General features: G+C 67.0%; 10 protein-coding genes. All 10 read left to right on the top strand.

Features of this window, described 5'->3' with window-relative positions:
• Nucleotide 1 precedes the first annotated feature (1 nt).
• Nucleotides 2-838, top strand: coding sequence for an MlaE family ABC transporter permease (locus BKN51_RS37840; protein ID WP_101612143.1), 837 nt, complete (start codon nucleotides 2-4; stop codon nucleotides 836-838).
• Nucleotides 835-2,178, top strand: coding sequence for an MCE family protein (locus BKN51_RS37845; RefSeq protein WP_168214486.1), 1,344 nt, complete (start codon nucleotides 835-837; stop codon nucleotides 2,176-2,178). Before BKN51_RS37840 ends, BKN51_RS37845 begins: the two co-directional genes overlap by 4 nt.
• Entirely contained in the window at nucleotides 2,175-3,206 is a 1,032-nt protein-coding gene (locus tag BKN51_RS37850; RefSeq protein ID WP_101612144.1) for an MCE family protein, read from the top strand. The genes BKN51_RS37845 and BKN51_RS37850 overlap by 4 nt, the downstream gene beginning before the upstream one ends.
• The gene (locus BKN51_RS37855; RefSeq protein ID WP_101613698.1) at nucleotides 3,203-4,189 is read left to right on the top strand and encodes an MCE family protein; all 987 of its coding nucleotides are present in this window, start codon (nucleotides 3,203-3,205) and stop codon (nucleotides 4,187-4,189) included. Before BKN51_RS37850 ends, BKN51_RS37855 begins: the two co-directional genes overlap by 4 nt.
• Nucleotides 4,186-5,364 carry an MCE family protein gene (locus BKN51_RS37860; RefSeq protein WP_101612145.1) on the top strand — a complete coding sequence of 393 codons (1,179 nt, stop codon included), beginning with the start codon at nucleotides 4,186-4,188 and terminating at the stop codon, nucleotides 5,362-5,364. Before BKN51_RS37855 ends, BKN51_RS37860 begins: the two co-directional genes overlap by 4 nt.
• Nucleotides 5,364-6,566, top strand: coding sequence for an MCE family protein (locus BKN51_RS37865; RefSeq protein WP_101612146.1), 1,203 nt, complete (start codon nucleotides 5,364-5,366; stop codon nucleotides 6,564-6,566). The genes BKN51_RS37860 and BKN51_RS37865 overlap by 1 nt, the downstream gene beginning before the upstream one ends.
• Complete coding sequence (locus tag BKN51_RS37870; RefSeq protein WP_101612147.1) at nucleotides 6,566-7,831, top strand: MCE family protein; 1,266 nt, start codon at nucleotides 6,566-6,568, stop codon at nucleotides 7,829-7,831. Before BKN51_RS37865 ends, BKN51_RS37870 begins: the two co-directional genes overlap by 1 nt.
• Before the next feature lie 31 nt (nucleotides 7,832-7,862).
• Complete coding sequence (locus tag BKN51_RS37875) at nucleotides 7,863-8,384, top strand: hypothetical protein (RefSeq protein WP_101612148.1); 522 nt, start codon at nucleotides 7,863-7,865, stop codon at nucleotides 8,382-8,384.
• A gap of 84 nt (nucleotides 8,385-8,468) precedes the next feature.
• The gene (locus BKN51_RS37880; RefSeq protein ID WP_168214641.1) at nucleotides 8,469-9,458 is read left to right on the top strand and encodes a hypothetical protein; all 990 of its coding nucleotides are present in this window, start codon (nucleotides 8,469-8,471) and stop codon (nucleotides 9,456-9,458) included.
• Nucleotides 9,459-10,397: 939 nt separating this feature from the next.
• Nucleotides 10,398-13,898, top strand: coding sequence for a DNA-directed RNA polymerase subunit beta (gene rpoB, locus BKN51_RS37885; RefSeq protein ID WP_101612150.1), 3,501 nt, complete (start codon nucleotides 10,398-10,400; stop codon nucleotides 13,896-13,898).
• Nucleotides 13,899-13,941: the final 43 nt, after the last annotated feature.

A 13,941-nucleotide genomic window follows, 5' to 3' on the forward strand; every position in this document is an offset into this window, starting at 1 on the left:
CATGACCTTCCTCCAGGGCGCCAAGCGGATCGCCAACCGTCCTTTGCAGACACTGGACAACCTCGGCGACCAGATGTCCTTCTACGGCCGCGCTTTGCTGTGGACGCCGCGGACGTTGCGCCGCTACATGAAAGAGGTCCTGCGGCTGCTGGCCGAGGTGAGCTTCGGTTCCGGCTCGCTCGCGGTCATCGGCGGCACGGTCGGCGTGATGGTCGGCCTGACGCTGTTCACCGGTGTCCTCGTCGGCCTTCAGGGCTACTCGGCGCTGAACTCGATCGGCACCTCGGCCTTCACCGGGTTCCTGACCGCGTTCTTCAACACCCGTGAGATCGCGCCGCTGGTCGCGGGCCTCGCGCTGTCGGCGACGGTCGGCGCCGGGTTCACCGCCCAGCTGGGCGCGATGCGGATCTCCGAGGAGATCGACGCGCTCGAGGTCATGGGCGTGCCGAGCCTGCCGTACCTGGTGACCACGCGGATCATCGCCGGTTTCGTCGCGGTCATCCCGCTGTACGTCATCGGCCTGCTGAGTTCGTATCTGGCGTCCCGGTTGGTCGTTATCTACATCTACAACCAGTCAGCGGGTACCTACGACCATTACTTCGACCTCTTCCTACCTCCACAGGATGTGCTCTATTCGTTCATCAAGGTGCTGTTGTTCAGCGTCTTGATCATCCTGTCCCATTGCTATTTCGGTTACCGGGCCACCGGTGGCCCGGCCGGTGTCGGTGTGGCCGTCGGCAAGGCGGTCCGGCTGAGCATCGTCACGGTGTCCGTCATGAACTTCTTCATCGGTTTCGCGATCTGGGGAACCGACGTCACGGTGAGGATCGCAGGATGATCGCGACAGTCCGGCGCAGGCTGCTGGGCCTGCTGCTTGTCGCCGTGCTCATCGGCGGAGTGGCGCTGAGCATCGCGCTGTACGAAAAGGCGTTCACCCCCGTGGTGAGTGTGAAACTCCAGTCGAGCAGCATCGGGAACCAGTTGCTGAAGCAGTCCGACGTGAAGGTCCGTGGTCTCATCGTCGGTTCGGTGAAGGACATCGCCGCGACGCCGGACGGCGCCGAACTCACGCTCGCGCTGAATCCGGAGTCGGCGAAACTGATCCCCCAGAACGTTTCCGCGCGATTCCTGCCGAAGACGTTGTTCGGTGAGCGTTTCGTTTCCCTCGAAATCCCGGACGCCCCTTCGGTGAAGACGATCGCCGAGGGCGACGTGATCACCCAGGACCGCACGTCCAGCGCGGTCGAACTCGAGCAGGCCTTCGCCCATCTGATGCCGGTGCTCCAGGCCGTCCAGCCGCAGAAGCTTTCGAGCACGCTCTCGGCGATCTCCACCGCGCTCAACGGCCGCGGTGACCAGCTCGGCGACACCCTCGCCCAGCTCGGCACGTACGTCGGCGACCTGAACCCGCACGAGCCCCAGCTCCAGCGGAACCTCAAGGAGCTGGCGGAGTTCTCGGACAACCTCAACGCCGTCGCCCCGGATCTGGTGCAGACCTTGGACAACCTGAGCACCACCACGCGCACCGTGGTGGACCAGAAGCTGAACCTGCAGAACCTCTACGGCAGCGTCACGCAGGCTTCGGTCGACCTGCAGACCTTCCTGCAGAACAACGGCGACAACCTCATCCGCCTCGCCGACAGCGCCCGCCCGACGGCGGAACTGCTGGCGAAGTACGCGCCGGAGTACCCGTGCGTGATCGGGCAGATGGCCGACGTCCTGCCGAAGATCGACCAGGCGCTGGGCAAGGGCACCAACCGGCCCGGCCTGCACGCGACCATCGAGATCACCGTCAACCGCGGCCCGTACCTGCCCGGCAAGGACGAGCCGAAGTTCGAGGACAAACGCGGCCCGCGCTGCTACGACCTCAAGCAGTTCCCGGACCCGTTCCCGCAGGACCCGCCGGACGGCCCGATCCAGGACGGCACCACGCACAAGGCGCCCGCCCGGTCGACCAACGACGGTCTCTCGCCGTCCAACAACTTCGCGAACTTCGGCGGTTACAACGGCAACGGCGGCGGCGCGCCCGCCGGTAACCCGACTTTCAGCACGTCGGAGTCGGACTTCCTCGCGCAGCTGGTCGCCCCGCAGGTCGGAATGTCCGCCTCGGACGTGCCCGGCTGGGGCTCGCTGCTCGTCGGTCCGCTCTACCGGGGAGCGGAGGTGCACGTCAAATGAGGGGTTTGCTCGCACCGCTGATCAAGCTCTGCGTCTTCGTCGTGGTCACCGTGCTGTTCACGACGATCCTCGGGATCAGCATCGCCAACATCAACACCACCAGCACCACCGCCTACAAGGCACGCTTCAGCGACGCGACCCTGGTGCTGCCCAACGACGACGTCCGCATCGCCGGCGTCCGGGTCGGGCAGGTCAAGGAGGTCCGCATCGTCGACCGGCGCCAGGCCGAGATCGAGTTCGAGGTGGACGCCGGCCGCAAACTGCCCGCCGGGGTGACCGCGCAGATCAAGTTCCGGAACCTGGTCGGCCAGCGCTACCTCTCGCTCGGGCAGGGCACCGACTCCTCCGGCAAGACGCTGGCACCGGGCGGGAACATCCCGCTGGAGCGGACCACGCCGGCGCTCGACCTGACGCAGCTGTTCAACGGGTTCAAGCCGCTGTTCACCGCGCTCAACCCGGACGACATCAACAAGCTGTCCTACGAGGTCATCCAGGTCCTGCAGGGTGAAGGCGGCACGATCGAAAGCCTGCTGCAGCACACCGCGTCGCTGGCGACCACGATCTCCGACAAGGACCAGGTGATCGGTGAGGTCATCGACAACCTGAACTCGGTGCTCGACACGGTCAACGCGCACACGCCGCAGCTGAACGACCTGATCGTCAAGCTGCAGCAGCTGGTCTCCGGGCTGGCCGCGGACCGCGAGCCGATCGGCGACGCCATCGACTCGCTCGGGAATCTGGCGCAGACGACGTCCGGGCTGCTCGGCGAGGCCCGCGAGCCGCTCAAGCAGGACATCGCGGCGCTCGGCACGCTGACGAAGAACCTCAACGACAGCCAGCCGATCATCGAGCACTTCATCCAGTTCCTGCCGCAGAAGGTGACCGCGCTGACCCGCACCGCCGACTACGGCTCCTGGTTCAACTTCTTCGCCTGTGAACTGACAGGAGCCGTCGCCCTGCCTCCGCTGATCAACGAGCCGATCAACCTGCCGCTGCTGCCGGTCAACCGGGCGAGGTGCACGGCATGAAGTCGTTCCAGAAACGCAATCCGATCCCGATCGCGCTGGTCGGCGTTTCGGTGCTGCTGCTCGGTTTCCTCGCCGCGCTCAACTCCGAGGACCTGCCCGTGATCGGCGGCGGGACGACCTACAGCGCCGACTTCTCCGAGACTTCGGGCCTGCAGGAGGACAACGACGTCCGCGTCGCCGGGGTGAAGGTCGGCAAGGTCTCCGAGATCAAGCTCGACGGCGACAAGGTCAAGATCTCCTTCAAGGTCAAGGACGCCTGGCTGGGCGACAAGACCAGCGCGGCGATCAAGATCAAGACCGTGCTCGGCCAGAAGTACCTGGCGCTGGATCCGCAGGGGCAGCGCACGCTGGACCCGGGCGTGACCATCCCGCGTGACCGGACGATGTCGCCGTTCGACGTCATCGACGCGTTCCGCGGGCTGTCGCGGACCGTCGACGACATCGACACCACGCAGCTGGCGAAGAGCTTCGACGTCATCTCGGAGACCTTCGCCGACACCCCGGCCGACGTGAAGGGCGCGCTGAGCGGCCTTTCACGCCTCTCGGACACGATCGCTTCGCGCGACTCGCAGCTGTCGACCCTGCTCGCGAACACTCGGCAGGTCTCGCAGACGCTGGTCGACCGGGATGCCGAATTCCAGAAGCTGCTCGCCGACGGCAACAAACTGCTCGGGGAGGTGTCGCGCCGCAAGGACGCGATCTCCGCGCTGCTGGACGGTTCGCGCAACCTGGCCACCCAGCTGAAGGGCCTGGTCGACGACAACGACGCGCAGCTCGACCCGGTGCTCACCCAGCTCGACCAGCTGACCTCGATGCTGCAGCGCAACCAGGACGCACTCGGCCAGGGCGTCGCGCGGTTCGCGCCGTTCATCCGGGTGTTCACCAACACGATCGGCAACGGCCGCTGGTTCGACAACTACATCTGCGGCCTGGTCCTCCCGTCGTTCGGGCCGATCAACGAGAAGGGGTGCTACGACAAATGAGTACCCGTCTCGGAGAAGGTCTCGCCCGCGGCTTCACCATCGCGATCGTGCTCGCGCTGGTCGTCGCCGGTGCGCTGTGGTGGACGCTCAAGGACGCCGGCCGCAACCACCTGACCGCTTACTTCGCCGGTGCCGTCGGCCTTTACGAGGGCAACAGCGTCCGCATGCTCGGTGTCGACATGGGCACCATCACCAAGATCCAGCCGCAGGGCAACCAGGTCCGGGTCGATCTCGAATACGACCGTTCGGTGGCGGTGCCCGCGGACGCGAAGGCGATCATCGTTTCGCCGTCGCTGGTCAGCGACCGCTACGTCCAGCTCGCCCCGGCCTACAAGGGCGGTCCGCGGATCGAGGACGGCGCTGTCATCGGCCTCGACCGCACCGAGGTCCCCCTCGAAGTCGACGAACTCGCCGCCAGCCTTTCGCGGGTCAGCAAATCGCTCGGCCCCAACGGCGCCAACAAGAACGGTTCGCTGTCGAACCTGCTCGACACCGCCGCGAAGAACTTCGACGGCAACGGGCAGGCACTGCACGACACGATCACCAAACTCGGCCAGGCCGCGGGCACGTTGTCCGGCAACAAGGACGACCTGTTCAAGACCGTCGAGAACCTCGGCTCCTTCTCCCAGACGCTGGTGAACAGCGACTCCCAGGTCCGCGACTTCGAGCGGCAGCTCGCCGACGTCAGCGGTTTCCTCGCGGGGGAGCGGGAGAACCTCGCGGCCACGGTGAAGCAGCTGTCGGACACGCTCACCGCGGTGCAGGGGTTCATCGAGAAGAACCGCGACCGGCTCAAGTCCAATGTGGACAAGCTGGCCAGTGTGACCAAGGTGCTCGTGGACCAGCGAGGCGCGCTCGCCGAGATCCTCGACGTCGCCCCGGTCGGCCTCGGGAACCTGGTCAACACGTACAACGCCTCGTCGGGCACGCTCGACGCGCGGGCGAACCTGAACGAGCTCACCCAGCCGCCGCTGGTGATGGTGTGCAACCTGCTCAAGCAGACCCCGGAGGCGCTCGACGCGCTGGGCGACGCGTGCAAGGGGATCGCCGGGCTGGTCGACGGGCTGGTGCCGCTGCCGTCGATCGCGCAGGTGATCCAGTCCGCGCAGGCCGGGCAGTTGCCGCCGCTTCCACTTCCCATCGCGGGTCAGCTCTACGGATCGGCGGCGAAGTGATGCGGAAACTTGCTCTGGTGGCCTGTGGAACCGTCGCCGCGCTGACGTTGAGCGGCTGCGGGTTCAGCGGCATCTACGACATCCCGCTGCCCGGTGGCGCCGAACTCGGCGACCACCCGTACACGGTCAAGGTGCAGTTCCGGGACGTCCTGGACTTGACCCCGCAGGCCGGGGTCAAGGTCAACGAGGTGTCCATCGGCCGCGTCGAGGCGATCGGGCTGACACAGGACGGCTGGAACGCCGAGGTCACCCTGCGGGTCAACGGGGACGTGAAGCTGCCGGCGAACGCGCTGGCCAACGTGCGGCAATCGAGCCTTCTCGGTGAGAAGTACGTCGAACTGGCCGCTCCCGTCGACGGCCAGGGCAAGCTCGCCGACAACGCGGTGATCCCGCTGGCCCGCACGAACCGCAGCGTCGAGGTCGAGGAGCTCCTCGGTGCTCTTTCGCTGCTGCTCAACGGCGGTGGCGTGGAACAGCTCAACACCATCACCAAGGAACTCAACAACGCCACGAGCGGCCGGTCGCCGGAACTCAAGGCGCTGCTGAACAACACGAACCAGCTGGTGACGAACCTGGACAGGCAGTCCGCGAACATCACGCGGGCGCTCGACGGGCTGAACCGGCTCTCCTCGACCTTGAACGGCCAGAAGGACAAGCTGGTCGGCGCGGTCGACAACCTCGGCCCCGGGCTCGGTGTGCTGGAGCAGCAGCGGGGTCAGCTGGTGACCATGCTCAACGCGCTCGACAGCCTCTCCGGCGTCGCCATCGACACGGTGAACAAGAGCAAGGAAGACCTCGTCGCGGACCTCAAGGCACTGCAGCCGACACTGCAGAAGCTCGGCGAAACCGGGGCGGATCTGCCCAAGGCGCTCGAGATCCTGCTGACCTTCCCGTTCAGCGACGCGTCCTACGACGGCGTCAAGGGCGACTACTTCAACCTGTTCGCGAAGGTCGATCTGAACCTCAAGGAGATCCTCGCGAACCTCGGCCGCAGCCGGCAGAACCCGCTCCAGGACGTCATCCCGGTGCCGGGGCTGACCGGCGGGACCGAGGGGCCGGGCGTGAACCCGCCGCTGCCGATCCCCGACAGCGTCGGCGGTACCCAGGCAGGCGGCCAGACGGGCGTGCCACAGGGCGGCGGACAGCCGCAACAGACCGGGCCCGCCGGGATCTTCGGCCTGCTTTCGGGAGGTGCGGGCTGATGCTGGTCCGTAGGACGAAACTCCAGTTGGTCGCCTTCGCGATCATCTCCGTGGTCGCCATCGTGTACGCGCTGATCCGGTTCGCCGGTCTCGGCCAGGTCTTCGGTAACGAGGGCTACACGGTGAAGCTCGAACTCAAGCAGTCGGGCGGCATCTTCCAGAACGCCGAAGTCACCTACCGCGGCTTCAACATCGGCCGCGTCGGCGAACTGCGCCTCACCAAGGCCGGGCTGGAAGCCGACCTCAACCTCGCGCCGGACGCCCCGCAGGTGCCCGCCGATCTGGACGCCGTGGTCGCGAACCGGTCCGCGGTCGGCGAGCAGTTCGTCGACCTGCGGCCCAAGAGCGAGAAGGGGCCGTTCCTGAAGCCGGGTTCGGTCATCCCCGCGGACAAGGTCAAGACGCCGGTGCCCACCGAGCAGCTCATCGGCGACCTCGACAGCCTCGCGGCTTCGGTCCCGACGGACTCACTGCGCAAGGTCGTCGACGAGTCGTACAACGCCTTCAACGGCACCGGTCCGGACCTGCAGACGCTGCTCGACACCGCGCGCAGCTTCACCACCACGGCGCAGGAGTACCTGCCGCAGACCATCCAGCTGCTGGAAAAGGGCGGGCAGGTCCTCGACACGCAGAACGACCTGGCGAGTTCGATGAAGTCGTTCAGCGCCGATCTGAACAAGCTGTCCGGCACGCTGAAGAACTCCGACGCCGACATCCGGAAACTGATCGGGGTCACCCCGCAGGTGGCGACCCAGATCAGCGAGGTGCTGGCGGAAGCGGGGCCGGGTCTGGGCGCGCTGACCGCGAACCTGCTCACGACGTCGAACCTGCTGGTGACCCGGCTCGACGGCCTGGAGCAGGGCCTGGTGACCTATCCGCTGCTGGCCGCCGGCGCGAACAGCGTCGCCAAGGACGGCACCGCGCACCTGGGCCTCGCGCTCAACCTGTTCAACCCGCCTTCGTGCACCAAGGGCTACATCGGCCTCGACAAGTACCGCGAAGGCACCGACACGTCGGTTCGGCCGCCGAAGGACGACGCGTACTGCGCCGAGCCGAAGGGCAGCCCGATCAACGTGCGCGGTTCGCAGAACGTGCCGTACAACGGGGTCCCGCAGATCCCGTCGCAGGGCGAAGTCGCCGCGAACGCGGGCCGGTCGGCCGAGGAACTGGCCGCGCTGCGGGCGGCGCAGGGCATGCCGAGCGTCCTGCAGAGCCCGGGCGTCAGCCTGGCCAGCCTCGGCTCGCTGCTGGGCCTGCCCGGCTGAGCCCGAGACCGTTTACCTACCCTGGAGTGTCATGAGTTCTTCTCGATCGCGGACCCTGGTCCTGGGGGCGGCGGCGTTCGCTCTGGCGGCCTTCGTCGCCGCGGCGATCTTCGGTGTCCAGTGGGCGGTAGCCGCTTCGGACGACAACGCCGACCTGGCGCGCTCGCGGGACGACGTCGTCAAGGCGGGCGGCACCGCGATCAAGGCGTACACCGAGGTCGACTTCGAGAAGCTCGACGAGTTCTTCAACCGGCAGAAGGCCGTCTCCGACGACAAGATGGGCCAGCAGCTGGCCCAGCTGGAGCCGACCTACCGCAAGGCACTCGGCGACGCGAAGACCAAGGTCGCGACCACGATCCAGGACATCGCCGTCGAGGAACTCGACGACCACGAGGGCAAGGCGAGCTTCCTCGCCGCCATCACCACCCAGGTCACCCAGGGCGACAAGGCGAGCTCGAAGGCGCTGCGCCTGGAGGTCTCGATGACCCGGGTCGGCGATGAGTGGAAGCTGTCCGGGATCGACAACGTGCCCCTCGTCGCGGCCGGTCAGTAAGAGCGTCACCTAGAACGGAGCCTCGTAGTGCCCCCCTCCCGCCGCCAGCCCCCTCGCAGCACTCCGCCGGTGCGCCGCCCCCGGGTGGCCGGTCTGCGCCGGCCAGGCGCGTCTCCCGCCGACGAGGCTCCCGCTTCCGCCGCCGAGGTGGAGGTCGAGGTCGACGAAACGCCGGTGGCGAAGCCGGCACCGGTTCGCCGTCCGTCGCCGCGGCCTGCTCCGCGTCCTGCGCCTGAGCCTGTCGAGGTTGCTGAGGTCGCTGAGGACGTTGCTGAGCCTGAGGTCGAGCCTGAGGTGGCGGCTGTCGAGGCTCCCGAAGAGGCGCCTGAAGAGGTTTCTGCGGAGCCTGTCGAGGCTCCTGAAGACGAGGTCGTCGCGAAGCCGAGCCCGCGGGCGAAGACCCGCGCGGCCGCCGAGGCGAAGCCGGACGACATCGAAGAGGCCGAAGCCGAGGTCGCTTCCGAGGAGTCCGAGTCTTCGGAGTCTTCTGAGTCCGAGAAGAAGCCGGGCTCCCGCCAGCTGATCCTGGCGGGCGCGCTGGTCGTCGTCGGGCTGCTGCTGGCCGCGACCGCGGTGCTCTTCAAGATCCAGGCCGACGAGGTGTCCGGCTCGACGGACAACACGGCGCTGCTGGACGTCGCGAAGACCGCGCAGGTCAAGGACCAGGTCGCGAAGGCGACCGAGGCGCTGTTCTCGTACGACTACAACAACATCGCGAAGACCGAGACCGCGGCGGGCGATCTGCTGGTCAACGAAGACGTGCGGGCGAAGTACAACCTGCTGATGGGCGAGGTCAAGCGGCTGGCTCCGCAGCAGAAGATGGTCGTGACCTGCAAGGTCACCCGCAGTGCCGTCATCCGGCTGGAAGGCGAACGGGCCGACGTGATGGTGTTCGTCGACCAGAGTTCGACGCGGGCCGACACGAACAAGACCACCGCCGGCAGCGCGCAGCTGCATTTGAACGCGGAGCTGCAGGGCGACAAGTGGAAGATCACGGCGATGAACACCTACGCCGCTCCGCCCAACCCGGCCGCATCCTCGGCCCCTCCTGCCTCCCCGGCCCCCTCCAAGTAGCGACCTGCGTTTAGCCCCCTAATCGCGATCCGGTCACCCCCCGCTCGGTCCGGTCCGTGAAGGCCTCCTTGAGGGACCCTGAGTCCCTCAAGGAGGCCTTCACGGCTCTCCGCCCCTCCGTGACCGGCCCCGGCGCCTTTAGCGGGCTAAACGCGATCCGGACGGGCGGGGCGCCGGTGCCGCATCGGTCGGGGTGGTCGTGAGGGGCGAGTTTCCTCGGCTGAGCCGGGGCCTTCACGCGCGAGCGCCGTGCTCGCCAGAGCCGGACGCGGCGACCCGAACCGCGACGCACACTCCCAGCCCCGCCCCGCCACCCACCTGCGACCCCCAGGACGCGTCGCGTTTAGCCCCCTAAACGCGATCTGAGCCCCTCCCTGTGTGCTGCACCAACGAACCCACCGGCCACAGCCGCCACAGGCCCCTACAGGCCCCAGAGTGCCCCCGCCCGACCCGGTGACTCTCCGGTACACCCCGCCGGACAGGTCGCGATTTGCCCGCTAAACGCAGGTCGGCGCCCCAACGCCGTCACCTGCGGGTACCGGTCGGTAACCAGGATGATCGTCCTGTGAAGGCCCCCGCGCGGAACCTCTTCCACGCTGCGCCAACCGGCGGGACCACCGCGCGGCATCTTGACTCAGAGCCCCTGTGGGGTCACGCTTACTGCCAACGGTGAGAACCGGCGGCGCCCTTGCGGGAGGGACAGCCACGGGGAGGCCGAGGAGAGGCATACCTGAAGACGTTGCGACGCAGGCTGGGCCCCGTCAGGAGCGCCCCCTGGACATACCGTGACGTTCGGGCTAGACTGCTTCTTTGCGCTGCCCTCTTTCAGGCTGCCCGGAGCCGGTAGTTAGGATAGTGGGCACACGGCACCCTTGACAGTCCGCATCAGCTGTTGCTGACGCGGCTGCTCACCGCTCATTGTCCCCGGAAGGACGCATCTTGGCAGTCTCTCCCGCGAACCAGGCCACTGCTGCGACCACCTCGGCTGTATCTCGCTCGGAGTCCACGGGAATCCCGGGAGCCCCCAAACGGGTCTCCTTCGCAAAGATTCGCGAGCCGCTCAGCACCCCGAACCTGCTCGACGTGCAGATCAGGTCTTTCGAATGGTTCACCGGCGACGAGGCGTGGTTCGAACGCCGCGTCGAAGAAGGTGAAGAAAACCCGGTCGGCGGCCTGGAAGAGGTCCTCAACGAGATCTCGCCGATCGAAGACTTCTCCGGATCCATGTCGCTGTCCTTCTCCGACCCGCGCTTCGACGAGGTCAAGGCCTCCGTCGAGGAGTGCAAGGACAAGGACATGACGTACGCGGCCCCGCTGTTCGTGACCGCCGAGTTCGTGAACAACAACACCGGCGAGATCAAGAGCCAGACGGTCTTCATGGGTGACTTCCCGGTGATGACCGACAAGGGCACCTTCGTCATCAACGGCACCGAGCGTGTCGTCGTGTCCCAGCTGGTCCGTTCGCCCGGTGTGTACTTCGACAGCAGTGTCGACAAGACCACCGACAAGGACGTCTTCAACGTCCGCGTGATCCCGAGCCGGGGTGCCTGGCTCGAGTTCGACGTCGACAAGCGCGACACCGTCGGCGTCCGCATCGACCGCAAGCGCCGCCAGCCGGTGACCGTGTTGCTGAAGGCGCTGGGCTGGACCACCGAGGCGATCCGCGAGCGTTTCTCCTTCTCGGAGACGCTGCTCGCCACCCTCGAGAAGGACCACACCGCCGGCACCGACGAGGCGCTGCTCGACATCTACCGCAAGCTGCGCCCGGGCGAACCCCCCACCAAGGAAAGCGCGCAGACGCTGCTGGAGAACCTGTTCTTCAAGCCGAAGCGCTACGACCTCGCCAAGGTCGGCCGGTACAAGGTCAACAAGAAGCTCGCCCTCACCACGCCGTACGACACCGGGACGCTGACCGAAGAGGACATCGTCTCGACGATCGAGTACCTGGTCCGGCTGCACGCGGGCGAGGACAAGGTCACCATCGGCGACCAGACCATCCCGGTCGAGACCGACGACATCGACCACTTCGGCAACCGTCGTCTCCGCACCGTCGGCGAGCTCATCCAGAACCAGATCCGCGTGGGTCTGTCCCGGATGGAGCGCGTCGTCCGTGAGCGGATGACCACGCAGGACGTCGAGGCGATCACGCCGCAGACCCTGATCAACATCCGTCCCGTCGTGGCGGCGATCAAGGAGTTCTTCGGTACTTCGCAGCTGTCGCAGTTCATGGACCAGAACAACCCGCTGTCGGGGCTGACGCACAAGCGTCGTCTGTCCGCCCTCGGCCCCGGTGGTCTGTCGCGTGAGCGCGCCGGCATGGAGGTCCGTGACGTCCACCCGTCGCACTACGGCCGCATGTGCCCGATCGAGACGCCGGAAGGCCCGAACATCGGCCTGATCGGCTCGCTCTGCTCGTACGCGCGGGTCAACCCGTTCGGTTTCATCGAGACCCCGTACCGCAAGGTCGTCGAGGGCCGTGTCACCGACCAGGTCGACTACCTCACCGCGGACGAGGAAGACCGGTTCGTGAAGGCGCAGGCCAACGCGCCGATCTCGGACGACGGCACCTTCGTCGAAGACCGCGTCCTGGTCCGTAAGAAGGGCGGCGAGGTCGAGCTGATCGACCCGCTCGACGTGGACTACATGGACGTCTCGCCGCGACAGATGGTCTCGGTCGCGACGGCGATGATCCCGTTCCTCGAGCACGACGACGCGAACCGCGCGCTGATGGGCGCGAACATGCAGCGTCAGGCCGTTCCGCTGCTCCGCAACCAGGCGCCGTACGTCGGCACCGGTGTGGAGCTGCGCGCCGCGGTCGACGCCGGTGACGTGCTCGTCGCCGAGCAGTCCGGTGTCGTCGAGGAGCTCTCGGCCGACCTGATCACGATCATGCACGACGACGGCACGCGGAAGAGCTACGGACTGTACAAGTTCCGTCGCTCCAACCACGGCACCTGCTTCAACCACCGCCCGATCGTCAACGAGGGCGACCGGGTCGAGCAGGGTCAGGTCATCGCCGACGGCCCGTCCACCGAGAACGGTGAGATGGCGCTCGGCAAGAACCTGCTCGTCGCGGTCATGCCGTGGGAGGGCCACAACTACGAGGACGCGATCATCCTCTCGGAGCGCCTGGTGCAGGACGACGTGCTCACGTCGATCCACATCGAGGAGCACGAGATCGACGCCCGCGACACCAAGCTGGGCGCCGAGGAGATCACCCGGGACATCCCGAACGTCTCCGAGGAGGTCCTCGCCGACCTCGACGAGCGCGGCATCATCCGCATCGGTGCCGAGGTCCGCGACGGCGACATCCTGGTCGGCAAGGTCACGCCCAAGGGTGAGACCGAGCTGACCCCGGAAGAGCGCCTGCTCCGCGCGATCTTCGGTGAGAAGGCCCGTGAAGTCCGCGACACCTCGCTGAAGGTGCCGCACGGCGAGACCGGCAAGGTCATCGGCATCCGCGTGTTCTCGCGCGAGGACGACGACGAACTGCCCCCGGGCGTCAACGAACTGGTCCGCGTCTACGTGGCCCAGAAGCGGAAGATCCAGCCGGGCGACAAGCTCGCCGGCCGCCACGGGAACAAGGGTGTCATCGGCAAGATCCTTCCCGCCGAGGACATGCCGTTCATGGAGGACGGCACGCCCGTCGACATCATCCTGAACACCCACGGTGTCCCGCGTCGTATGAACATCGGCCAGGTCCTGGAACTCCACCTGGGCTGGCTGGCGTCGCAGGGCTGGAAGATCGAGGGCAACCCCGACTGGGCGAAGAACCTCAACGAGGAGCTGTACGACGTCGACCCCGGCACGAACACCGCCACCCCGGTGTTCGACGGTGCCAAGGAAGACGAGCTGACCGGCCTGCTCGGTGCCACCAAGCCGAACCGCGACGGTGAGCGCATGGTGAAGCAGAACGGCAAGGCCACGCTGCTGGACGGCCGCTCCGGCGAGCCGTACCCGTACCCGGTCGCGGTCGGCTACATGTACATCCTGAAGCTGCACCACCTCGTCGACGACAAGATCCACGCCCGGTCCACCGGTCCGTACTCGATGATCACGCAGCAGCCGCTGGGTGGTAAGGCGCAGTTCGGTGGCCAGCGCTTCGGTGAGATGGAGTGCTGGGCGATGCAGGCGTACGGCGCCGCATACACCCTGCAGGAGCTCCTCACCATCAAGTCGGACGACGTGGTCGGCCGCGTGAAGGTGTACGAGGCGATCGTCAAGGGGGAGAACATCCCCGAGCCGGGTATCCCCGAGTCGTTCAAGGTGCTCCTGAAGGAGCTCCAGTCGCTCTGCCTCAACGTCGAGGTGCTGTCCAGCGACGGCGCCGCGATCGAGATGCGCGACTCCGACGACGAGGACCTGGAGCGCGCCGCCGCCAACCTCGGCATCAACCTGTCCCGCAACGAGTCGCCCTCGGTGGACGACGTCGTGCACTGACGGCTGTCCGAGGCGGGGCCTGCCTCCCGTGGGTCCCGCCTCG

Origin of the sequence: Amycolatopsis sp. BJA-103 (assembly GCF_002849735.1) — a bacterium.
Classification (GTDB): Bacteria; Actinomycetota; Actinomycetes; order Mycobacteriales; family Pseudonocardiaceae; genus Amycolatopsis.